This window comes from Comamonas testosteroni, from assembly GCF_030505195.1.
GTDB classification, from domain to species: Bacteria; Pseudomonadota; Gammaproteobacteria; order Burkholderiales; family Burkholderiaceae_C; genus Comamonas; species Comamonas testosteroni_G.
In genome coordinates this window covers 5,012,655-5,033,952 of the sequence record NZ_CP129672.1, presented here as the reverse complement: position 1 = coordinate 5,033,952, position 21,298 = coordinate 5,012,655, and the positions used below count along the sequence as shown (strand labels likewise).

General features: G+C 62.7%; 17 protein-coding genes and 1 pseudogene. 10 read left to right on the top strand and 8 right to left on the bottom strand.

Annotation, left to right across the window (positions count from 1 at the left end; all coding sequences use genetic code 11):
• Positions 1-56 precede the first annotated feature (56 nt).
• The 5 genes from QYQ99_RS23125 to upp all read left to right on the top strand — a co-directional run bounded on the left by QYQ99_RS23125 (position 57) and on the right by upp (position 6,398).
• Positions 57-1,592 carry a helicase HerA-like C-terminal domain-containing protein gene (locus QYQ99_RS23125; RefSeq protein WP_302090190.1) on the top strand — a complete coding sequence of 512 codons (1,536 nt, stop codon included), beginning with the start codon at positions 57-59 and terminating at the stop codon, positions 1,590-1,592.
• A 258-nt stretch (positions 1,593-1,850) separates the two neighbouring features.
• Entirely contained in the window at positions 1,851-3,425 is a 1,575-nt protein-coding gene (locus QYQ99_RS23120; protein ID WP_302090189.1) for a methyl-accepting chemotaxis protein, read from the top strand.
• Between the two features lie 174 nt (positions 3,426-3,599).
• Entirely contained in the window at positions 3,600-4,496 is an 897-nt protein-coding gene (locus QYQ99_RS23115; RefSeq protein ID WP_302090188.1) for an enoyl-CoA hydratase-related protein, read from the top strand.
• Between the two features lie 182 nt (positions 4,497-4,678).
• Positions 4,679-5,653, top strand: coding sequence for a threo-3-hydroxy-L-aspartate ammonia-lyase (locus QYQ99_RS23110; RefSeq protein ID WP_302090187.1), 975 nt, complete (start codon positions 4,679-4,681; stop codon positions 5,651-5,653).
• Between the two features lie 112 nt (positions 5,654-5,765).
• Positions 5,766-6,398 (top strand): uracil phosphoribosyltransferase, encoded by a 633-nt coding sequence (upp, locus tag QYQ99_RS23105; protein WP_003053872.1) that lies wholly within the window; start codon positions 5,766-5,768, stop codon positions 6,396-6,398.
• A gap of 124 nt (positions 6,399-6,522) precedes the next feature.
• On the opposite strand, the gene QYQ99_RS23100 is transcribed toward upp, so the two are convergent.
• Positions 6,523-7,620 carry a DUF6817 domain-containing protein gene (locus QYQ99_RS23100; protein ID WP_302090186.1) on the bottom strand — a complete coding sequence of 366 codons (1,098 nt, stop codon included), beginning with the start codon at positions 7,618-7,620 and terminating at the stop codon, positions 6,523-6,525.
• 4 nt (positions 7,621-7,624) lie between these two features.
• Entirely contained in the window at positions 7,625-8,440 is an 816-nt protein-coding gene (locus QYQ99_RS23095) for a MetQ/NlpA family ABC transporter substrate-binding protein (RefSeq protein ID WP_302090185.1), read from the bottom strand.
• Positions 8,441-8,732: 292 nt separating this feature from the next.
• Here QYQ99_RS23095 and QYQ99_RS23090 point away from each other — a divergent pair.
• Positions 8,733-9,487, top strand: a pseudogene (locus QYQ99_RS23090) (hypothetical protein).
• 31 nt (positions 9,488-9,518) lie between these two features.
• Here the strand turns inward: QYQ99_RS23090 and QYQ99_RS23085 are convergent.
• Together QYQ99_RS23085 and QYQ99_RS23080 are read right to left on the bottom strand one after the other, a co-directional pair.
• The gene (locus QYQ99_RS23085; protein WP_302090184.1) at positions 9,519-11,393 is read right to left on the bottom strand and encodes a hypothetical protein; all 1,875 of its coding nucleotides are present in this window, start codon (positions 11,391-11,393) and stop codon (positions 9,519-9,521) included.
• A gap of 130 nt (positions 11,394-11,523) precedes the next feature.
• On the bottom strand, positions 11,524-12,228 hold the full coding sequence (locus QYQ99_RS23080) for a YebC/PmpR family DNA-binding transcriptional regulator (protein WP_167002829.1): 705 nt from the start codon (positions 12,226-12,228) through the stop codon (positions 11,524-11,526).
• Positions 12,229-12,415: 187 nt separating this feature from the next.
• Between QYQ99_RS23080 and QYQ99_RS23075 the strand changes: the two genes are divergently transcribed.
• Complete coding sequence (locus tag QYQ99_RS23075; protein WP_302090183.1) at positions 12,416-13,558, top strand: PQQ-dependent sugar dehydrogenase; 1,143 nt, start codon at positions 12,416-12,418, stop codon at positions 13,556-13,558.
• Positions 13,559-13,565: 7 nt separating this feature from the next.
• Here the strand turns inward: QYQ99_RS23075 and QYQ99_RS23070 are convergent, their stop codons facing one another.
• Positions 13,566-13,991, bottom strand: coding sequence for a virulence factor MviN (locus tag QYQ99_RS23070; protein WP_302090182.1), 426 nt, complete (start codon positions 13,989-13,991; stop codon positions 13,566-13,568).
• 134 nt (positions 13,992-14,125) lie between these two features.
• Here QYQ99_RS23070 and QYQ99_RS23065 point away from each other — a divergent pair, with 134 nt between their 5' ends.
• On the top strand, positions 14,126-15,355 hold the full coding sequence (locus QYQ99_RS23065) for a nucleoside recognition domain-containing protein (RefSeq protein ID WP_302090181.1): 1,230 nt from the start codon (positions 14,126-14,128) through the stop codon (positions 15,353-15,355).
• A 60-nt stretch (positions 15,356-15,415) separates the two neighbouring features.
• Positions 15,416-16,033 (top strand): HD domain-containing protein, encoded by a 618-nt coding sequence (locus tag QYQ99_RS23060; RefSeq protein WP_302090180.1) that lies wholly within the window; start codon positions 15,416-15,418, stop codon positions 16,031-16,033.
• Positions 16,034-16,039: 6 nt separating this feature from the next.
• On the opposite strand, the gene QYQ99_RS23055 is transcribed toward QYQ99_RS23060, so the two are convergent.
• Positions 16,040-16,693 carry a flavin reductase family protein gene (locus QYQ99_RS23055; RefSeq protein WP_302090179.1) on the bottom strand — a complete coding sequence of 218 codons (654 nt, stop codon included), beginning with the start codon at positions 16,691-16,693 and terminating at the stop codon, positions 16,040-16,042.
• 321 nt (positions 16,694-17,014) lie between these two features.
• Here QYQ99_RS23055 and QYQ99_RS23050 point away from each other — a divergent pair, with 321 nt between their 5' ends.
• Positions 17,015-18,037, top strand: coding sequence for an ABC transporter substrate-binding protein (locus QYQ99_RS23050; protein ID WP_302090178.1), 1,023 nt, complete (start codon positions 17,015-17,017; stop codon positions 18,035-18,037).
• 88 nt (positions 18,038-18,125) lie between these two features.
• Here QYQ99_RS23050 and sbcB read toward each other — a convergent pair whose 3' ends face one another.
• Positions 18,126-19,565: an exodeoxyribonuclease I gene (sbcB, locus tag QYQ99_RS23045; RefSeq protein ID WP_302090177.1), complete on the bottom strand. Its 1,440-nt coding sequence runs from the start codon at positions 19,563-19,565 to the stop codon at positions 18,126-18,128.
• Positions 19,566-19,667: 102 nt separating this feature from the next.
• Positions 19,668-21,278: an RNA repair transcriptional activator RtcR gene (gene rtcR / locus QYQ99_RS23040; protein WP_302090176.1), complete on the bottom strand. Its 1,611-nt coding sequence runs from the start codon at positions 21,276-21,278 to the stop codon at positions 19,668-19,670.
• Between the last annotated feature and the right edge of the window lie 20 nt (positions 21,279-21,298).

Here is a 21,298-nt window from a genome sequence, read left to right as displayed (position 1 = left end):
AACCTAGCGGGAGCGATTTTACTTTTGACTGCATGCCCCCCCAGAGGAAACCCGAAATGGCTTCACCCCTTTTGATTGCCCAGCACTCTGCCACAGAATGTGTCCTGCTGCCCGGACTGGCCAATCGGCATGGCCTGATTACAGGCGCCACCGGCACCGGCAAGACGGTCACGCTACAAAAACTGGCCGAAAGCTTCTCGCAAATCGGCGTGCCGGTCTTCATGGCCGACGTCAAAGGAGATCTCAGCGGCATCAGCCAGGCCGGCAAGATCGAAGGCAAGCTGGCCGCATCGCTCAAGGATCGCGGCCTGGACCTGCCCCAGCCCCTGGCCTGCCCCGCCACGCTGTGGGATGTGTTCGGCGAGCAGGGCCATCCCGTGCGCGCCACCATCTCGGACATGGGCCCGCTGCTGATCGGCCGCATGCTGAATCTGAACGAAACCCAGATGGGCGTGCTCAATCTGGTGTTCAAGATTGCCGACGACAACGGCATGCTGCTGCTGGATCTCAAGGATCTGCGCGCCATGCTGAACTTTGTGGGCGACAACGCCAAGCAGTTCACCACCCAGTACGGCAACATCAGCTCGGCCAGTGTGGGCGCCATACAGCGCGGACTGCTGGGCATTGAAAGCCAAGGCGGCGACAAGTTCTTTGGCGAGCCCATGCTCGACATCAACGATCTGATGCAGACCGACGCCAACGGCATGGGCGTGATCAACGTGCTGGCGGCGGACAAGCTGATGAACGCGCCGCGTCTGTACTCGACTTTTTTGCTCTGGCTTCTGTCCGAGCTGTTCGAGCAGTTGCCGGAGATCGGCGACCCCGAGAAGCCCAAGCTGGTGTTTTTCTTCGACGAGGCCCACCTGCTGTTCAACGATGCGCCCAAGGTGCTGATCGAGCGCATCGAGCTGGTCGTGCGTCTGGTTCGCTCCAAGGGCGTGGGCGTGTACTTCGTCACCCAGAATCCGCTGGACGTTCCCGACAGCGTGCTTGGGCAGCTGGGCAACCGCGTGCAGCATGCCTTGCGCGCGTTCACCCCACGCGACCAGAAGGCCGTGGCCTCGGCCGCCTCCACCATGCGCCCCAACCCGGGCCTGGATATTGCCGCTGCCATCACCGAGCTGGCCGTGGGCGAGGCCCTGGTCAGCTTCCTTGACGACAAAGGCCGCCCCAGCGTGACCGAGCGCGTGTTCGTGATTCCGCCTGGCAGCCAGCTCGGCCCCATCACGGCCGAGCAGCGCAAGGCCCTGATCGATGGTTCCCTGGTCGCTGGCGTCTATGAAAAAGCCGTGGACCGCGAATCGGCCTTCGAGATATTGCGCGACCGCACAGCGAGCGCAACGCCTGTCAAGCCCGGCGACGCCCCTGTCGCGGCCGGAGCGGCAGACTCAGCCCAGCAAGCCAGCGCCACCGACTCCATGATGGACGGGCTCAAGGAGCTGCTGTTCGGGCGTACCGGCCCGCGCGGCGGCCAGCACGACGGTCTGGTGCAGACCATGGCCAAGTCCACGGTGCGCACCGTGGGCAACAGCCTGGGCAAGGAGATTCTGCGCGGCGTGCTGGGCGGCATTCTGGGCAACAAAAAGCGCTGATTCCAACGCACTCACTCGCTCCAAGGGCCTGCGTCAGCAGGCCTTTTTCATGGTCGCAGCAGAGAAAATCCTCAAGGCTGCACTCATTATGTCGATACATAATAAATCCAGCTCCTGGTGCCTGCCGCCAGACTCTTGGACATGTGCTGCTGCCTGCAGGCACAGCTGCTTCTTCCTCTACGCTAACCACGCTGCCCGGTCTTGCCGCAGACCACCAGTTCGCTCCGGCCGGGCAGTGCTTTTGCAAATTTTCAGCCAATGCAATTCAATCAATGGCGTGTATCCACCAAGCTGTGGTGCACTTTGGGCGGGCTTCTGACCATGATGCTGGCCGTCTCGCTGTGGAACCAGCACTCGTCCACCAAGGCCCTGCAAATCGGCATGCAGACCCTGGCCGACTATGACAATCGCATCAACCTCGCCCTGCAGTGGAAAGGTGCGACCGAGACCACGGGCGAGCGCGTGCTCACCAGCAATATGACCACCGACGAAGCACTGACCCAGCGCATGGACGAGCGTGTCAGCGAAGGCGTGGCCGTCAATGGGGCACTGCAGGCGCAGGTCATCAAACTGGCTCAAAGCGACGCCGACAAGGCCGCTCTGCAAAAAATTGCAGCCGTGCGCGCCGAAGTTCTGGCGCTGAACAAGCAGGCGCGGGAGATCAAGCTGACCGGCGATATCGAAGCCATGCGCGACTTCATCCGCCTGCAATATCTGGGTGCCATTGCCCGCTATGTCGATTCGCTGCAGAGCTTTGTGAAGCTGCAGGAGCAGCAGCGCGACGCCGCCAGCCTTCAGCTGCAGCAAGACCACCAAAAAGCGATCTGGCTTTCATGGGCAGTACAGGCTCTTGTGCTGACGGCCGCTCTGGGCCTGGCGCTGGCCCTCACCCGCTCCATCACCCAACCTCTGAACGAAGCCGTGGAGTTGACCCAGGCCATTGCGCAGGGCGATCTCACGGTGACCGCCGGCAACGACCGCCATGACGAGTTCGGCCACCTGCTCAGCTCCGTCTCGACCATGGCGGCCCAGCTACGCAGCCTGGTGAGCGATGTACGCACCAGCGTGCACTCCATCAGCACCGCCTCGTCCGAAATTGCCACTGGCAACCACGACCTGTCCGCACGCACCGAGCAGACTGCAGCCAATCTCGAGGAAACTGCGGCCAGCATGGAGCAGCTGACCGCCACCGTCGCCCAGGCCTCGGACACTGCCCGTCAGGCCAACCACCTGGCAGGCAATGCCGCACAGGTGGCTCAGCGCGGTGGCCATGTGGTGCAGTCCGTGGTCAGCAGCATGGGGCGCATCAGCGATAGCGCACACCGCATCTCCGACATCATCGGCGTGATCGACTCGATTGCCTTCCAGACCAATATCCTGGCCCTCAACGCGGCTGTCGAGGCCGCCCGTGCCGGCGAGCAAGGCAGAGGATTTGCCGTGGTCGCCGGCGAGGTACGCGCCCTGGCCCACCGCAGCGCCGAGGCCGCCAAGGAGATCAAGGCGCTCATCACCACTTCCGTGGACGCCGCCCAGGAAGGCGCCAGCCAGGTCTCCCAGGCGGGCCGCGTGATGGAGGAAATCGTCAGCAGCGTGAGCAAGGTCTCGGACATGATTGGCGAGATCAGTGCTTCGGCCATGGAGCAACATGACGGTATCAGCCAGGTCAACCAGGCCGTGACCAACCTGGATCAGATGACGCAGCAAAATGCTGCCCTGGTTGAAGAATCCACGGCTGCCGCTGTCTCTTTGAGCGACCAGGCCCAGCGCCTGACCGGCATGGTGGCCGTGTTCAAGGTCCATACTGCGGACAGAGCGCCAGCCCTGACTGCCTGATCCTGGTCGAAGTTGCTGGAACACAGCATCCGGCTCTTCACCAGCTTCTCTGCCAGCCGCTCCATTGCACCCAGAAAGGAACGGCTGGCACTGCGGGTTTGACCCAGCCCGATTCTTCTGTCTGCAGTCGCGAGTGCGACTGGCCCGGCCGATGCCGCAAGACACCATGCCGGCATGCCCCATATCTCTGACGACACCTTGCTGACCGCGGGTCTGAGCAGCTTTCGCCTAGACCTGGTCGACCATATCGCCCATCTGGTGCTCAACCGCCCCGATGCCTTCAACACCCTGAACCCCAGATTCTGGCAGGAGCTGGACCTGGTGCTGGATACGCTGCAGCGCAGCGGCCAGTCGCGCGCCCTGGTCATCAGCAGCACGGGCAAGCATTTCTGCGCAGGCATGGCACTTGAGACCTTTGCCGACCCCGACTTTGCGCCCAATGACCGCACGCCAGAGGGCCGCGCCGCCATCATCGACACCCTGGCCCAGTTGCAGTCCACCTTCAACAAGATTGAAGCCCTGCGCATGCCGGTGATCTGCGCCATTCAGGGAGCCTGCGTGGGTGGAGGGCTGGATCTGGTGGCCACTGCCTGCATACGCTATGCCAGCGCCGAGTCCTTTTTCTGCGTGCAGGAGATCAATATCGGCATGACCGCCGACCTTGGCAGCCTGCAGCGCCTGCCCAAGCTGATGCCGCTGGGCATCGTCAAGGAGCTGGCCTACACCGGCCGCCGCATGACTGCCCAGGAGGCCGCCAGCCATGGTCTGGTCAATGCTGTCTATGAGACTCCCGAAGCCGCCGTCACCGCAGCTCTCGCCTGCGCGCGCGAGATTGCGGCCAAGCCGCCCGTGGCCATCTGGGGCAGCAAGCAGGTGATCAATTACGCGCGCGACCACAGCGTGAGCGACTCGCTGCAGCAAATGGGCTGGGTGCAGAGCGGCATCTGGAGCAACCGCCATGTCATGGAGGCCGTGAGTGCCATGCAGGCCAAGCGCGCCGGCGACTTCCCCCCGCTGGAGCCGCTGCAGGCGTTTGCACCGACACTTCCTTCAGCGAACGATCGCTCCTGATTGAATAGCTATCAGCCCTTCCCAATAAAGGGCTGCATGCCTTTTCTTCTCGTATTTCTCTATCTTCTTGATGATCCGCTGGCCGCCATCGACATGTAGCTGAGCAGCAACGCAGCGATTCGGGCCGGAGTGGACCATGCGCCGTTATCATGGGTTCAGTCACCACCTCAGCCTGTCCTGCCATGAGCACAAACACCGCCCCCCTGCCCACTTATGACGATGTCGTGGCCGCTGCCCAGCGCCTGCAGGGCGTAGCCCACCGCACGCCGGTGCTGACCAGCCGCACCATGGACGAACAACTGGGCGCGCGCCTGTTTTTCAAATGCGAGAACCTGCAGCGCATAGGCGCTTTCAAGTTTCGCGGCGCCTATAACGCTCTGGCCCAGTTCACGCCCGAGCAGCGCAAGGGCGGTGCCCTGGCCTTTTCCTCCGGCAACCATGCCCAGGCCATTGCCCAGGCGGCCCAACTGCTGGACATGCCGGCCCTGATCGTCATGCCCGAGGATGCGCCCGCCTCCAAGATGGCGGCCACGCGCGGCTATGGCGCCCAGGTCGTCACCTACAACCGTTTCACCGAAGACCGCGAAGCCATCGCCGACAAGCTGGCGACCGAGCGCGGCATGACGCTGATCCCGCCTTACAACCACCGCGACGTGATTGCCGGCCAGGGCACGGCCGCCAAGGAACTGCTGGAAGAAGTGCCGGATCTGGACTATCTGTTTGTCTGCCTGGGCGGCGGCGGTCTGCTCTCGGGCAGTCTGCTGGCCGCCAACGCCCTGGCTCCGCAATGCAAGGTGATCGGGGTCGAGCCGGAAGCCGGCAACGATGTGCAGCAGTCGCTGCGCGCCGGCCATATCGTCAAGATCGATACGCCGCGCACCATTGCCGACGGCGCCCAGACCCAGGCGCCGGGCGATCTGACCTTTGCCATCATCCAGCAGCGCGTGAACGAGGTTCTTACCGTCAACGACGAGCAATTGGTCCAGGCCATGCGCTTTTATGCCGAGCGCATGAAAATCGTGGTCGAGCCCACGGGATCGCTGTCTCTGGCAGCCGCCATCCACGGCGGTCTGCCGCTCAAGGGCAAGCGCGTGGGCATTGTGATCAGCGGCGGCAATGTGGATTTAGAGCGTTTTGCCAGCCTGCTGTCCGAGTGACAGCGAAAATAGCGTCCGTTGCGGCCCGGCCCGCATCCGCCTGATCCCATTTTTTGCAAGCACGAGCCCGCCACAAGCGGGCCTGCCTGCCTTCACCACAAAGACCAAGAACATGAGCACTTTGCATTTGATCGACCACCCTCTGGTCCAGCACAAACTGACACTGATGCGCCGCAAGGAAGCATCGACCAACAGCTTTCGCCGCATGCTGGGCGAGCTGTCCACGCTGATGGCCTATGAGCTGACGCGCGACTTCCCGCTGCAGGACATCGAGATCGAGACGCCTATGGAAAAAATGACGGGCAAGGTCATCGACGGCAAGAAACTGGCCCTGGTCTCCATCCTGCGCGCAGGCAACGGCTTTCTGGACGGCATGCTCAACGTGGTGCCCGGCGCCCGTATCGGCCACATCGGCCTGTACCGTGACCCCGAGACGCTCAAGCCCGTCGAGTACTACTACAAGATGCCCGAAAACATGGGCGAGCGCGACGTGATCGTGGTCGACCCCATGCTGGCCACCGGCAACTCGGCCGTGGCCGCTGTGCAGCAGCTCAAGGACAAGAGCGCGCCCAAGTCCATCAAGTTCATGTGCCTGCTGGCCGCACCCGAAGGCGTGAAGACCATGCAGGCCGCCCACCCCGATGTGGACATCTACACCGCCGCCGTGGACCGCGAGCTGGACAGCCATGGCTACATCCTGCCCGGCCTGGGTGATGCGGGCGACCGTATCTTCGGCACCAAGTAAGCGGCTTTCGCCTCAATCGAAAACCCCCGGCAGCCGCCAGACTGCCGGGGGTTCTCTTTGCCTGAAACCTGCTCTAAAACAGCAGCGCCTGGCGAACAGACGCCTGAGCCTCGGCTGGTCAGCGCTAGCGCAGCGCCATATTGTTGAGCTTATCCAGCCGCGCAGGCCAGCTGCCTTGCCGGGCCGACTGCAGCAAGATACGCGTCCAGGCAATCCAGGCATCCCACTGCACGCGCTTGTCCCAGGCATTGCCCCAGGTGCAAAAGCATTGCAGCGCGCTCTCGGCAGCCCGAGCGGCCTCGGCGCTGCGGCCCGCGCTCAGGTATAGCTGGGCCAGCACCATCTGCGGCTCGCCCACCCAGGGGTTGAGGGTCACAGCCTGCTCCAGCGTGGCGGTGGCAGCGTCCAGATCGACCAGCGGCTGATCGAGCTGAATCACCGACCAGTACAGCGCCACCGCCGCAGCCTCGTTGCCCGCGCTCAGCAACTGGCTGCCGCTTGCAAACACGGGCGGCAGCGGCAGCTGGGTCTTGAGCGCAGGATGCTGCAGCGCATGGCCCAGGCCGCTGATCTGGCTGAGCATGCGGCTGCTGGGGCGCATGGGGCCGGGCCACAGCGACGCCGCCCAGTGCACGGCCTGCTGACGACTGTGGTCCACGGCCGGGAAACGCGAATAGATGTCTTCCTGCCAGCTGAACCACTGCTCCATGCTGTCGGCCATGCTGACGATCGCGAATACAGCCACTTCATAGGCCGTGAGCCTGAGGGTCTCGCGCGGCTCGGGGCCGCTGCGCTCGATCTGCAAGCTGCCGTCGGCTCCCAGCTCGCCCGCCAACAGCTTTTGCACGAACTGGGTACGGCTCATGGTGCAAAACAGGTAGACCAGATGCTCGGCCTGCTCTCCGACCAGGCGCTTGAGCTGCTCGCGCTCGTTGCCGGCATCGAACTTGACCAGATCGACAAAGGCATTGCCGTAGACACTGTGCAGCAGACCCAGCTGGCGCACCTCCCTGGGTTGCTGCCATAGCGCCAGAGAGCGCGCCACGCCTGCCAGATGGTGGCGAAAAGTGCCGGCCTTGTGCCAATCCTGGCCTACGCCGCGCTCCAGCACCACGGGCAGAAGCGACGCCAGATCGGCGTCACGGCTCAGCCATTCCTCGTCCAGCAAAGTCTTGGCGCGCTCGAACAGCGCCTCATCCAGTTGATTCCAGGGCTGATTCATGCACTCACCATGCGGTTGTGTAAGCACCCTTGAAGGTCTTTTCCACAAAGGCCTTGACCTCAGGTGACTGGTAGGCCTTCACAAACGCCTGCAGGCCTTTGCTGTTTTCATGACCGGCACGCGTGACGATGAGTACGGTCACATAAGGCGTGTTCACATCTTCCAGCGCCAGCGAGTCGCCCTGAGGGGACAGGCCGGCCGCCACGGCATAGCTGCTGTTGACGGCCGCGGCATCCAGATCATCAAGGGCACGGGCCAGCTGGGCGGCTTCAAGCTCGACAAACCTGAGCTTTCTGGGATTGGCCGTGATGTCCAGCACCGAGGCGCGCGCACCGGCATCGGCCTTGAGCGTGATCAATCCCTGCTTGGCCAGCACCATCAGAGCACGCGAGCCATTGGTGGGATCGTTGGGAATGCCCACGCGCGCGCCGCTCTTGAGATCGGCCAGCTTTCTGACCTTCTTGGAGTACACGCCCATTTGCTGGTTCACGGCCTTGGCCACGGGCACCAGCTTGTAGCCACGGTCCTTGTTCTGGGCATCGAGGAAGGGCTGGTGCTGGTAGATGTTGGCGTCGAGATCGCCAGTGGACAGCGCCGCATTGGGCTGGATGAAGTCGCCAAACTCCACCAGCCTGACCTTCAGGCCCTGCCTGGCTGCAACCTGCTTGGCCACTTCGGCAATCTGGGCGTGAGGGCCGGCCGTCACGCCAACGGTCACAGCCAGATCCTGGGCCTGGGCCAGCAATGCGGCAGGTACCAGGGCGGAAGGTACAAGGGCGGCAACCGCCAGGGCTTTTACGAGAGAACGCTTGTGCACCATGGGCACCTTTCAAGACAAATCCGGGAAATGCTGGTCCGCCAAGCATGTGCACACTCAGGGACAGCAGCTTGAAACTTAACGCATAAAGCAAACCTCAGCAGCCAGGCTGGGGCCCTCCCCCATCACAAAGCGGGATGGCTGACAGCGCGGCTCGGCAAATATCAATAAAACCAGCTCACTCCCTTACCTATCAAGCGATGATAGCTATCAAAACAGGAATACTTAAAGCACATCGCAGGCTTGACATTGAACTGCACTTCAAGCTTAAGTTGGGAGCCACAGGAGACTCCCCATGCCTCGTCGCATTCTTCACGTCCTCAGCAACGTCGCCCATTACGATGATCCTGCCGAGCCCATCGGCCTGTGGCTGCCAGAGCTCAGCCATGCCTGGGAGGTCTTTGCACGGCGGGGTTACGCGCAGCACCTGGTCAGCCCGCCGGGCGGCCACTCGCTGCTGGAGCCGCGCTCGCTGAAATGGCCAAACCGGGATGCCACGGCCAAGTCATGGCTGGGGGATTCAGCGCGCATGGCCCTGCTCTCCAACGCGGTCGCCCCTGATGCCGTGGACGCGCAGACTTTGATGCGATTTATTTCACCGGCGGCCATGCCGTGATAATTGACAGGCTCAAGGCCGGCAAGACACCTCTGGCCCCCGTGCGTGACGACCGTCTGCGCACCCTCATCTGGACGCCTGATGCTTACGGCCAGACCTGGAATCTGCCGTGCGACGATGAGCGTCCCAGCTACAAGCAGCTGATCTGCTGGGCCAGCCAGAGCTTTGGCCGCTCTTGCAGGTTTTCCCGCCATCGCCTGCTGCCCCGCTGGACACTGAGCGCAGCCGGCCTGATCTCCAAGCCCGTGGCAGAGCTGCGAGAGCTGCTGCCCCGCTATGCCCACGACAATCTGTTTGACTTCAGAGAGTTCAAGCAGGCATTTCCGGGGTTTTCCGTTACCAGCTACCGGCAGGGGCTGGCGCTGATTGCCAATGAATTTCAGCAAAATCAGCAGACATCCCTTACCCAGCCTGAGAAAGCAGCTATCAAATAAGAATCAACAATAAGAATCAATAGCTAAAAAGCTACCAACTCAGCGCCTGGGCCAGCTGCTCGGCCCGGGTTTGCTCGCGCGGACTCGCCACCGAAGCGCGCAGGATGGCTCGGCTTGCGCCCTGGTCAACGATCCAGAAGACGACGCGCTTGACGGGAGCTGCGCCCGGCCTGCTCTCCTGCGGGCTCACTTCAAACGTCCATTCGCGACCTTCAGGCCGGCGGTCCCTGGTGCGCGTCTGCGCAGTGAAGCTGCGCTTCTTCAAGCTCTCTGCCTTCAAGCGAAACTGCTTTTCCAGCGCGGTGCGAAGCAGCTTTTCCTGCGCCTCGTCGGACTCGGGGATCTTCAGCCCCGTGGTCAGACCCAGCAGTTGCCCAGTCATCAGATCGCGGTACATCATGCGCTGCGAATCCTTAGGCTCTTGCAGATGAAAGCCTGCTGCACGCATGGGCAGCACCATGCCGGTGCGCCGATTTTCCAGATCGGCCACCTGCGGCTCCTGGGCCTGCACCCAGATGTTCTGCAGCCCGCCTGCATTGCGCAGGTACTGGCGCATCAGTCGAGCGGCATCGGCGTCGCGGCCCTGCTGCGCCGCCAGCTCGGCCCCATATTGCTGAGCCTGGTCCACCAGCTCGGACTCCAGCCTGAACAGGCTGACATAGGGCCAGGCCTGCAGCGCCTGATCCAGATAGCGGCTGGCCTCGGCTTTCTGACCGACCTTGAAGGCCGAGATGCCCGCCACCGTATTCAGGCGCGCCAGCTCGGCGGGGAACTGGGCATCTACCAAGGCCGCGCGGGCCAGTTGACCGGCCCTGGACCAGTCCTCATCGACCCGCCAGGCACTGGCCACCTCGCGCTCCTGGCGCGGTAGCTCTGGCGGCAGCTCGGGCGCTTTGGGCCATTGCATGGCCTGCCACAGCTGGGGTAGCTGCAGCAGCGCGCTATCACGCTCGCTGTCCATTTGCTCGGCGTGCAGGCTCAATTTCCAGTTGCCGCGCACCAGCCCCCAATCCAGATGCAGGATGTCGGGCCTCCCCTCTTCTTTTTTCTCGCGGCTGGCCTGCTGACTTTGCACAGCGTCGGCGAACGGCAAGGCCGGCAGCCTCAGCCCAAGCGCTGGCGTCTGCTCGCGGGCAAAAATGCCATGCTCCTGCTGCAACGACTTCTGCCTGGCTGCAGCGTCCATGTCTTTAAGACCATCGTCATAACCGAGCCGCATGCGGACCCGCAAGCGCCTGCCATCGGGCTTCAGATAGACGTACTCCAGGTTCGCGGAGTCGTTGCGATCCCTGGCCGGCTCCAGCTGGACCAGTACCCAGCGCCCCTGCACCAGCGGCACGCTGAGCTGCGCGGCCTGGTAGTGCAGTTGCTTGTGTTCCGCATCCCACTGCCACAGCGGCGCAAAAGCCTTGGATTCCTGCCAAAGCGCCTGCAGATAGCGAGCCAATGCCTCCTGATCGCCAGCCATCATGGCGGCCGTCAGGCCCCGCTGTATCAGCGCCTGCATCTGACCGCTGACCGGGTCGTAGCCCTCGGCTGCGGCCAGAGCCATCATCTGGTCGGTCTGCAACACGGCCTGCGCGTACTGCCCTTGCTGATAAAGCAAGGTGTAGAGCAAACCGGAGGCATCGAGCTGCTCGTAAGGATTGCCGCGTGGCAGCGTCATGTCCAGCAGCTTGCGCGCCTGGGCGATGGCATCGTCCCAGCGTTTGGCCTGCGCGGCCTCGACCACGGCACGGCGCAGCCTGAAAAAAGGCAAATCCTGTTCGGCAGGCGAATCCGCCTGTCGCGCACCCCCCGTCAGCCTTTCAGGCTCGGCCGCCTGTGGCGCAGGGCCCGCCAGCAACAAGGCCACCGCCATAGCGGTCAGGGAAACAGGCGCGGGAATGCGAGGTAAAAAAACCATGAAGTCGATCCACAAGACAGTTCAGCAGGCTTGCAGTATAGAAAGCGGCTGCCGGGCCGCCGGCCGGGGGCGACTCGGGGCAAAAAAAGAGCGACCCCGGGGCCGCTCGTTTTGCCATGCTGCGATGACTTCAGTCCACCAGACCTGCGTAGACATGCTGCACATCGTCGTCGTTTTCCAGACCGGCCAGGAATTCCTGCACTTCTTCCTGCTGCTCGGCAGACAGGCTGCCCATGCTGATGGGGTTCTTGGCCTTGTAGCCCAGCTTGACCGACAGCACCTTGATGCCTTGCGCGGGCAAAGCCTTGCTCACGGCGTCCAGATCGGCAATATCGGTAATGAACAGGGTGGTGCCTTCTTCTTCGCCCGCTTCGAAGTCTTGCGCGCCGGCTTCGATGGCGGCCATTTCGACGTCGGCACCGTTTTCAGGCTCGCCTTCGATCATGCCCACATGGTCAAAATCCCAGGCCACGGCGCTCATCTGGCCCTTGCGGAAGCAGACACGCATATTGGGAGCCGTGCGATTGGGATTGTCGGTCAGACATTCCACCATCACTGGCACACGATGAGGGGCATAGCCCTCAAACAGCACGCTGGAATAGTTCACTGCGTCGGCACCAACGCCGGCGCCCTTCTTGATGGCGCGATCCAGCGTGTCCTTGGGCATGGAAGCCTTGCGGGCCGCTTCCACCGCCATGCGCAGGCGCGAGTTGGCAGCAGGGTCGCCGCCGCCCAGACGGGCGGCAACCATGATTTCCTTGACCAGCTTGCCAAACAGCTTACCCTTGGCATCGGCGACCAGCGCCTTGCCCTTTGCTTTCCATTGCGCGCCCATGGCTGCGTTCCTTGTTGAATGTTGTCAAAACCCGCGCTATGCACACGCAAGCCGCCCGCCAAAACATCGGCGAGCAAAAGCCGGATTTATACACCTGCGCGCAATCTTTTGTCGGCAAACTGCATCAAGTCCGGGTCATAAATACAGGCAAACAGCAAGCGATTGACCGCCCACCCAGGAGGAAAAAATGCACCGCATCACCATTCATGCCCTCGCGTGCAGTGTGCTGGCCCTGCTCGGCTCGCAGGCACTGGCGGCCGCCGAGCTGAGCACGCAAACCGTGGCAACGGGGCTGGAGCACCCCTGGGCACTGGCCTTTTTGCCGGACGGACGCTATCTGGTCACGGAGCGCCCCGGCCGCATGCGCACTGTGGAGGCCGGGGGCAGGCTCAACGCCCCTCTCAAAGGCCTTCCCGCCATCGCCGCCGCCGGGCAAGGCGGCCTGCTGGATGTGGTGCTGGACAGCGACTTTGCCAGCAACCGCCAGCTCTATTTCTGCTTCTCGGAGCCGGGGCAAGGTGCGGACAGAGGCAAGAACAGCACGGCCCTGGCCAAAGCCCAGCTCTCGGCCGACGCCGGCTCTCTGGAAAACGTGCAGATTCTGTTCAGCCAGCGCCCCAAGATCGATTCGGCCTTGCACTTCGGCTGCCGCATCGTGGAACGCAAGGTGAACGGCAAACCCGACGGCTCGCTGTTTCTGACGCTCGGAGAGCGCTACAAGGCCATGCAGGAGGCCCAGAATCTGCAAACCCATCTGGGCAAGATCGTGCGCGTCAACAAGGATGGCAGCGTGCCTCGCGACAACCCCTTTGCGGGCAGGCCCGATGCGCTGGCCGAGATCTGGAGCTATGGCCACCGCAACAGCCAGGGTGCGGCGCTGGGGCCAGGAGACGAGCTCTGGATGACAGAACATGGCCCGCAGGGCGGCGATGAACTCAACCGCATCGAGCCGGGCAAGAATTACGGCTGGCCCGTCATCACATACGGCGAAAACTATGGTGGCGGCAAGATCGGTGCCGGCATCACCGAAAAGACGGGCATGGAACAACCCCGGCATTACTGGGTACCGTCCATCGCTACCTCTGGACTCGCCTATCTGAGCAGCGAGCGCTATGGCGTGGCCTGGAAAGGCTCGTTCATCACGGGTGCACTCAAAGGCATGCAACTGCAGCGCCTGCAGATCGCCGATGGCAGGGTCACCGCCACCGAAGTGCTGCTGCCGCGCCTGGGCCAGCGCGTACGCGATGTGCGCCAGGGACCGGACGGCCTGCTGTACCTGCTCACCGATTCATCCAATGGGCAATTGATGCGCGTGCTGGCAACGCCTTGAGTTCGGATCAGCGCAGCACGCCGCGACTTCTGAGCCAGTAGAGATAGCCCACAATGCAGAACCAGAAGATGGCCTCTCCCAGCCACAGGCCCAGCGACAGCATATCGACCTGGCTGCCGAGCCTGCTGACATACCAGAACATGCCAGCCTGGCTGACCACGCCGAGCATCACGTAAAGAGCGCCCAGCAGCAAAGCCGCGCGATTGCGCGTCCACAGCAGCCACACCAGCGTGAAGCACATGGCCGAGTTCAGCGCCAGCATGGCCTGCAGCACCAGCGCCCACTGGATCCTGGCGGCATTGCGCCAGCCGTCTGAAAAATCGGCCTCCAGCAACATCCATCCGCTCATCAGGCCAAGAAAACCGAACAGACACATCAACAGGGCCAGCCCCTTGCCATAGGGCTGCTCCCAGAGAACTTGCTTTGCTGTCATCCGTCCACTGTCCCTGTCTGATTCAAAACATCTGAGAGCCCGCCATGCTCTCCCGGGCAACCAAGGAGCCACAGTGTGCCATTGCTGCCCCGGTTTCGCGCCACAATCGGCTGCAGTACAAAACAGGCGCTTATATGCTCAATGCCTTGTGGCTCGGTTTTTTTCTCGTGGCAGCGGCAGCTGCGCTCGCGCAGTGGCTGCTGGGCGGTCAAGCCCAGGTGTTCTCATCCATGGTTCAGGCCCTGTTCGCCATGGCCAGGCTGTCGGTCGAAGTGATGGTGCTGCTGTTTGGCACGCTCACGCTGTGGCTGGGCTTTCTGCGCATTGCAGAAAAGGCGGGCGTGGTCGAATGGCTGGCAAAGATGCTGGGCCCGCTGTTTGCCAAGCTCATGCCCGAGGTGCCGCGCGGTCACCCAGCACTGGGCCTGATCACATTGAACTTTGCCGCCAACGGGCTGGGGCTGGACAACGCGGCCACGCCCATGGGCCTCAAGGCCATGCGTGCTTTGCAGGAGCTGAACCCGCAGCCCGACACCGCGACCAATGCGCAGATTCTGTTTCTCGTGCTCAATGCCTCGTCGCTGACGCTGCTGCCGGTCACCATCTTCATGTACCGCATGCAGCAGGGTGCGGCCGATCCGACGCTGGTCTTCCTGCCGATTCTGCTGGCCACTTCCGCCTCTACACTGGTGGGCATGTTCAGCGTGGCTCTGGTGCAGCGCCTGCCCATCTTCAGCCCCGTGGTGCTGGCCTATCTGTTGCCCGTGGCACTGGCGCTGGGCGCTTTTATGGCGTTTCTCACCACGCTCAGCGCGGCGGCACTGGCCCAGCTGTCATCGCTGATGGGCAACCTCACGCTGTTTATGCTGATCGTACTGTTCGTGGGTCTGGGCGCGCTGCGCAAGGTCGCCGTGTACGACAGCTTTATCGAGGGTGCCAAAGAGGGCTTTGATGTCGCCAAAGGCCTGTTGCCCTATCTGGTCGCCATGCTTTGCGCCGTGGGCGTGTTTCGCGCCTCGGGCGCACTGGAATATGCACTCTCAGCCATCCGCTGGGCAGTAGATGCCCTTGGCGTGGATGCCCGCTTTGTCGACGCCCTGCCGACGGCACTGGTCAAGCCCTTTTCCGGCAGCGCGGCCCGCGCCATGCTGATCGAGACCATGCAAAGCCAGGGCGTGGACAGTTTTGCGGCTCTGGCTGCTGCCACGATTCAGGGCAGCACCGAAACCACGTTCTACGTGCTGGCCGTGTACTTTGGTGCCGTGGGCATTCAGCGCGCGCGCCATGCCGTGCCCTGCGCGCTGGTGGCCGAGCTGGCCGGCGTGGTCGCTGCCATCGTGGTTTGCTATCAGTTTTTTGGATAAATCTCAGAACTGGCGGGCGTTGCAAGCCGTTTTTCATCAAATCATTCAGAGAGCAAAGCCATGGACACTGCAGCTTCCCTGTTCCAAGCCTCCTGGCAGCGTACATGGCAGGCCCTGGGCCTGACGCCCCCCGCAGATCTGCTGCAACGCCTGCTCGCAGCCTGGGCCGAACCCCAACGCCACTATCACACCCAGCAGCATCTGGCCGAATGCCTGGGCCAACTCGACTGCGTCTGGGCACAGGCGCAGCGGCCCGGCGAAGTGGCTGTGGCACTCTGGTTTCACGATGCCGTCTACGACATCAAAGCCAGCGACAACGAGCTGCGCAGCGCCGACTGGGCGGCACAGGAACTGCAGGCCTCGGGCGCGCCCGAGGCCTGCTGGCGGCGAGTGCATGAGCTGATCATGGCGACCTGCCACAAGACCACGCCAGCCGATGCCGATGCCCGGCTGCTGGTCGATATCGATCTGGCGATTCTGGGTGCTGACCCCGTACGCTTTGCCGAATACGACCGCCAAGTCGCCGCCGAATATGCCTGGGTGCCGCGTCTGGTCTATGGCTTCAAGCGCAAGCAGGTGCTGCGCGGCTTTCTGGACCAGGCCTTCATTTATGCCACGCCGCACTTTCGGCAACTGCTGGAGGCCCAGGCCCGCAGCAATCTGCAGCAGATCACCTGAACAGGCCTACATCTCGTCAATGACCGTGCTGGCCGTGACGCTCAACGCGGGCGCCCGGCCCTCATCGGCCTCGACGGCAAAGCGGTCGCGGCAGTTGACGTAGAAGCTCGCCCCAAAACGCCCCACGGGGAAGAACTCCTGAAGACGCACCCGCCATTTCTCGGTGTCCACCAGCCCTTCGCGCACGGCCAGCCATTGGACTCGGCCGATAAAGACATAGCGGCTCTCGGTCTCCAGCGTCTCATGCAACACGCATTCAAAGGCCACCGGCGCCTGGGCAATGCGCGGCGGCTGCACGCTCTGCGACGGGGTTGCCGTCAGGCCTGTGTGCAGCAACTCGCTGTGCTCGGGCGGCAGACTGTCACCGCAGCGATGCATGGCAGAGGCCATGGCCTCGTCAGTGATGTGCACCACGAATTCGCTCGTGCGCAGGATGTTGGTGGCCGTGTCCTTCTGCGCCATATCCTGGCGCTTGTTGACGCTGAGCATGACCACCGGCGGGTCCTCGCCCATCATGTTGAACATGCTGAAAGGCGCCGCGTTCACCGTGCCATCGACACCTAGCGTGGTCACGAGTGCAATCGGGCGCGGCACGATCAGGCTGGCCATCAGTTTGTAGCGGGCATAGGTGTCCAGTTGCGCAAAATCAATTTCGGTCATTGCAGTCTCTCCCGGCCTTTGCGGCAGCTCTCGCCCTGGCGGCGGATCTGGTATGGATTCGATAGCAGGCTGCGCAATCAGCAGCAGCCCTGAAGCTGCACAGGATTGCAATATTCATGCCGGATGCCTGCCAGCCGACCCGCGCTCGATCTGCGCACGGCCACGCACCATCGCAGGCGCCCCATGCACCAGAGCCGGACACGCAGGTCCGGCACGCACCGTCGCAGTGCCCTCTTCAGCAGTTCATGCTTTGTATACACATTGGCATCGATCTTGCGCACAAGCAGCAGTCCCTTAGCCATCGATAAACCAAGGAGCCATATGCGCAAACGAACCTTTCTTCAGGCCGCCACGGCTGCTGCAGCCCTGAGCTGGAGCTCGGCCCAGGCGGCGGACACGCCGCTCAAGTTCCAGCTGGACTGGCGCTTCGAAGGACCAGCAGCCCTGTTTGTTCACCCCGAGCAAAAAGGCTATTTCAAACAGGCCGGTCTGGATGTGAATGTGGAGGCCGCCAGCGGTGCGGGTGCCATCCAGCGCGTGGCCTCCGGCACCCATGACCTGGGCTTTGCCGACCTCGCCGCGCTGATGGAATTCCACGCCAACAACCCCGATGCGCCCATCAAGCCTGTGGCGATCATGGTGATCTACAACACCACACCGGCCTCGGTGATGGCACTCAAGAAGTCGGGCATCACCAAGGCCGCCGACCTGACGGGCAAGAAAATGGGAGCCCCCATCTTTGACGCAGGCCGCCGCACCTTCCCCATCTTCGCCCAGGCCAATGGCGTGGGCGATGTGCAATGGAGCACCATGGAGCCGCAACTGCGCGAAACCATGCTGGCGCGCGGCGATCTGGATGCCGTCACCGGCTATACCTTCACCAGCCTGCTCAATCTGGAGGCCCGCGGCATCAAGCGCGAGGATGTGGTGGTCCTGCCCTACGCCACGCATGGCGTTCAGCTCTACGGCAATGTGATCATCGCCAGCCCCAGGCTGATTGCCGAAAAACCGGAAGCCGTGCGCGCCTTCCTCAAGGCCTTTGCGCGTGGGGCCAGGGAAGGCATTGCCAATCCCGAAGCCGCCATTGCGTCCATGAAAGCCAAGGACGGACTGGTCAACGTGCCGCAGGAGGTCAAACGCCTGAAGCTGACGATTGAGACCGCCATCGACAGCAAGGGCGCACGCGAAGAAGGCTTCGGCCAGTTGCGCACCGAGCGTCTGGCCAGGATGGCCGAGCAGGTCGCCAAAGCCTATGCCACCAAGAACCCGGTGCCGGCCAACGCCGTATGGAACGGCAGTTTCCTGCCCAGCATGGCGGAACTGGACATACTGCCGCGACGCTAGGTCAAGGCCCCCTATGCACGGACTTTGAAACATCGGGACAAAATAAAAAAGGCTGCCAGGCAGCCTTGTTTATTGAGGTTCAGCGCGATCAGAGTTCGGGCACCATGGCATCGGCATAGTCATAGAGCTCGCCCAGAATCTCCTCGGCGCGCTCGTCGGCGGTTTCTGACAGGCTGTCGATCATGGCAAACATCTGCTCGGCCGTACGTGCGCCGCCCTGGCCTTCGATCAGGCAGGCCGCGCGGTGCTCCTCCCAGCGCTGCTGCTCGGCGGCATTCAGCGTCATAGGGAAGTTGCGCGCACGGTAGCGCCAGACCAGCTCGGTCAGACGTGCGTCATCAAAGCCGGTCTTGTCCAGCGCCAGCTCCTGCGGCGAGAGGCGCTTGATGCGCTCAAGACGGCGTCGGTCCTCGTTGCCTACAAAGCCGCCATACAGATCCTGGTCCACGTCCAGCGGCTCACCCGCCTCGCGCGTGAAGACGGCCTTCCATTGCGCGCTCATGTCGGGCAGGTCGCGGGCAATCGCCGCATGCCGCATCGCCAGCTCCATGTCCACACCCCATTTTTCAGCCATTGCGGGGCTCAGGGTCTTGAGGCTTCCCACCACCATGGGCGACTTATTGACGTGGATGCTCTTGATGGGCAGACGGCTCACGCCCTCGGGCAGCTCGGCCTGACGCGTGAACAAACGCAGACGCAGGTCTTCGATGCTGATGCCCGAGAGCTCGGCCGGGTCGGCCGCCAGATCCCAGCAGATGACTTCGTTCTTGTTGGTGGGGTGGGTAGCCAGCGGCCACATCACGCCCAGACAGCCGCGCGCGGGGCTGATCATGCCGGTCACATGCAGAAAGGGGCGCGCGTGCTCCTGCGTGGCGGGCAGGCCCATCTCGCGCAGGGCGCCGTCCTTTTTATGCAGACCAAAGGCAAAGTCAAACAGGCGCGGCTGCTTTTCGCGGATCAGCCGGGCCAGGGCAATCGTGGCGCGCACATCGCTCAGCGCATCGTGGGCCTGTTCGTGCAGCAGGCCATTGGCGCGGGCCAGATCCTCGAGCTTGAAGCTGGGCGTGCCGTCTTCCTTTGTCGGCCACTGAATGCCGTCGGGGCGCAACGCATAGACCATGCGCACCACGTCGAGCAAATCCCAGCGGCCGCAGCCGTTCTGCCACTCGCGCGCATAAGGGTCAATGAGATTGCGCCAGAACATGAAGCGCGTGATCTCGTCGTCAAAGCGGATCGTGTTGTAGCCCACGCCCACAGTGCCGGCCTGGGCCAGCTCGGCCTCGATCAGCGCTGCAAATTCATGCTCGGCAACGCCTTCCTGCAGTGCACGCTGGGGCGTGATGCCCGTGATCAGACAGGATTGCGGGTCGGGCAGATAGTCATTGGCCGGCTGGCAATACCACATCACGGGCTCGCCGATTTCGTTGAGCTGGTCATCCGTGCGTATGCCCGCAAACTGCGCGGGACGGTCATAGCGCGGCTGGGCGCCAAAAGTTTCGTAGTCGTGCCAGAAGAAGGTATGAGCCATGGGCCCGAAGTATGCCTGCGAACCGGCAAAGCTTGCGGCTCAGCCCCATCAACTTCAAGTCTTTTTGGCCTTAATCCCTTATGGATAAAGCGCAAGCAGCTATCAATATGTTTGTTTGAGCTGCTCCCAATTCAAACCAAATTTATGCAGAAATTTGCGCAGCCGGTCTGCATCGTTGACCACGGCTTTTTGCTGGCGCGACTGGTCAAACAGTTTGCGACCCGCATCGGACAGCGTGGTCGATGCGCGGCAGACGGCGATGACGGACTGCAGTTGCAAGCGGTCAAACAGATCGATCTGGGCGATGGCGTCTTCGGACAGATAGTCGCCCAGATCCACCTCAGCCTTGGGCAGAACATGGCTTTGCGAATGCTGCCACAGCCAGTCCAGGCGCTTGATCTCGGCCTCCACCTGCCTGGTCGTGATGCGACCGCTGTCGGCCAGCGTGGCCAGCCGCGTGATGCTGGCCGCAAGGTCGCGGAAGTTGCCGCTCCAGGGAGCCTGGGCAGACTTGGCGAACTGCAGATACAGCGCCCTGGCCTCGGCGTTGAAGCGCACGGAGCTGCCGGTCTCGGCCACGGCGCGAAGCAGCAGGTGGTCGATATTGGGCTCCAGATCTTCGGGGCGCTGTGCCAGGCCCGGCAAGGTATAGGACCAGAGATTGATACGCGCAAACAGGTCTTCGCGAAAGCGCCCCTCGGCCACATCGACGCGCAGGTCACGGTGAGTGCCGGCTATGAGCTGAAAATCGCTGCTGACCTCCTTGTCGCTGCCCATGGGGAAAAAGCGCTTTTCCTCCACGGCCTTGAGCAGCATGGCCTGCTCGTCCAGACCGAGCTCGCCGATCTCGTCGAGAAACAGCACGCCTTCATGCGCCGTGCGCAGCAGGCCAGCACGGTCTGCCGCCGCCCCGGTGAACGCTCCCTTTCTGTGGCCGAACAAGGTGGAGGCCGCGCCGTCACCACGCAAGGTGGCGCAGTTGACCTCGACAAAATCGCCGGCCACCTGGTGGCGCGATTTCTTGAGCTCGAAGATGCGCCGCGCCAGATGCGACTTGCCCGCACCCGTGGGCCCGGTGAAAAGAATCGGTGCACGCGAGCGAATCGCCACGCGCTCTATCTCTTCAATCAACTGGTTGAACTGCGGGTTGCGCGTGGCTATGCCGTTCTTGAGGAAGTCCAGCGCCTCGGTCTGGGCCAGATGGAAGCGCTGGGCCAGGGCTTCGTAGCGCGTGAGGTCCAGATCGATCAGGATCATGTTGCCCGGCGAGCCCATCTGCTGCTTGCGCGGTGGCGAGGTCTGCAGCAGCACACCCGGTATCTGGCGCGACTCCACCATAAGGAACATGCAAATCTGCGCCACATGGGTGCCCGTGGTGATGTGTACCCAGTAATTCTCGCGCTCGGTATCAAAGCGGTAATTGCGCGCCCAGTCGTAAAGCGAGGCATACATCTCGCCAAAATCCCAAGGGTCCTGGACATCGGAGTCCACCAGATTGACCCGGGTTTCGGGCGAGACATTGGCAATGTCCTGCACCAGGGTCTGCGCCAGCTTGTCGTAGCGGCTGGAGTACAGCAGCTCCAGCCGGTCTATCACCTGGTCTTCATGCTGCATCAGAGATACCGTAGGCCGCCACTTGCTCCAGCGCCCTGCTCCCTGCCCTGAATCGAGCTGCGTTCCCATGAAGCCAATCACCACATTCTTTTTTGACATATCTTTTTGGATAAATATCT

What these genes read in the sequence shown, in the direction of transcription:
- QYQ99_RS23125 (WP_302090190.1), top strand. Translation starts at nt 57, where the DNA reads ATGGCTTCACCCCTTTTGATTGCCCAGCACTCTGCCACAGAATGTGTC.
- QYQ99_RS23120 (WP_302090189.1), top strand. Translation starts at nt 1,851, where the DNA reads ATGCAATTCAATCAATGGCGTGTATCCACCAAGCTGTGGTGCACTTTG.
- QYQ99_RS23115 (WP_302090188.1), top strand. Translation starts at nt 3,600, where the DNA reads ATGCCCCATATCTCTGACGACACCTTGCTGACCGCGGGTCTGAGCAGC.
- QYQ99_RS23110 (WP_302090187.1), top strand. Translation starts at nt 4,679, where the DNA reads ATGAGCACAAACACCGCCCCCCTGCCCACTTATGACGATGTCGTGGCC.
- upp (WP_003053872.1), top strand. Translation starts at nt 5,766, where the DNA reads ATGAGCACTTTGCATTTGATCGACCACCCTCTGGTCCAGCACAAACTG.
- QYQ99_RS23100 (WP_302090186.1), bottom strand. Translation starts at nt 7,620, where the DNA reads ATGAATCAGCCCTGGAATCAACTGGATGAGGCGCTGTTCGAGCGCGCC.
- QYQ99_RS23095 (WP_302090185.1), bottom strand. Translation starts at nt 8,440, where the DNA reads ATGGTGCACAAGCGTTCTCTCGTAAAAGCCCTGGCGGTTGCCGCCCTT.
- QYQ99_RS23085 (WP_302090184.1), bottom strand. Translation starts at nt 11,393, where the DNA reads ATGGTTTTTTTACCTCGCATTCCCGCGCCTGTTTCCCTGACCGCTATG.
- QYQ99_RS23080 (WP_167002829.1), bottom strand. Translation starts at nt 12,228, where the DNA reads ATGGGCGCGCAATGGAAAGCAAAGGGCAAGGCGCTGGTCGCCGATGCC.
- QYQ99_RS23075 (WP_302090183.1), top strand. Translation starts at nt 12,416, where the DNA reads ATGCACCGCATCACCATTCATGCCCTCGCGTGCAGTGTGCTGGCCCTG.
- QYQ99_RS23070 (WP_302090182.1), bottom strand. Translation starts at nt 13,991, where the DNA reads ATGACAGCAAAGCAAGTTCTCTGGGAGCAGCCCTATGGCAAGGGGCTG.
- QYQ99_RS23065 (WP_302090181.1), top strand. Translation starts at nt 14,126, where the DNA reads ATGCTCAATGCCTTGTGGCTCGGTTTTTTTCTCGTGGCAGCGGCAGCT.
- QYQ99_RS23060 (WP_302090180.1), top strand. Translation starts at nt 15,416, where the DNA reads ATGGACACTGCAGCTTCCCTGTTCCAAGCCTCCTGGCAGCGTACATGG.
- QYQ99_RS23055 (WP_302090179.1), bottom strand. Translation starts at nt 16,693, where the DNA reads ATGACCGAAATTGATTTTGCGCAACTGGACACCTATGCCCGCTACAAA.
- QYQ99_RS23050 (WP_302090178.1), top strand. Translation starts at nt 17,015, where the DNA reads ATGCGCAAACGAACCTTTCTTCAGGCCGCCACGGCTGCTGCAGCCCTG.
- sbcB (WP_302090177.1), bottom strand. Translation starts at nt 19,565, where the DNA reads ATGGCTCATACCTTCTTCTGGCACGACTACGAAACTTTTGGCGCCCAG.
- rtcR (WP_302090176.1), bottom strand. Translation starts at nt 21,278, where the DNA reads ATGTCAAAAAAGAATGTGGTGATTGGCTTCATGGGAACGCAGCTCGAT.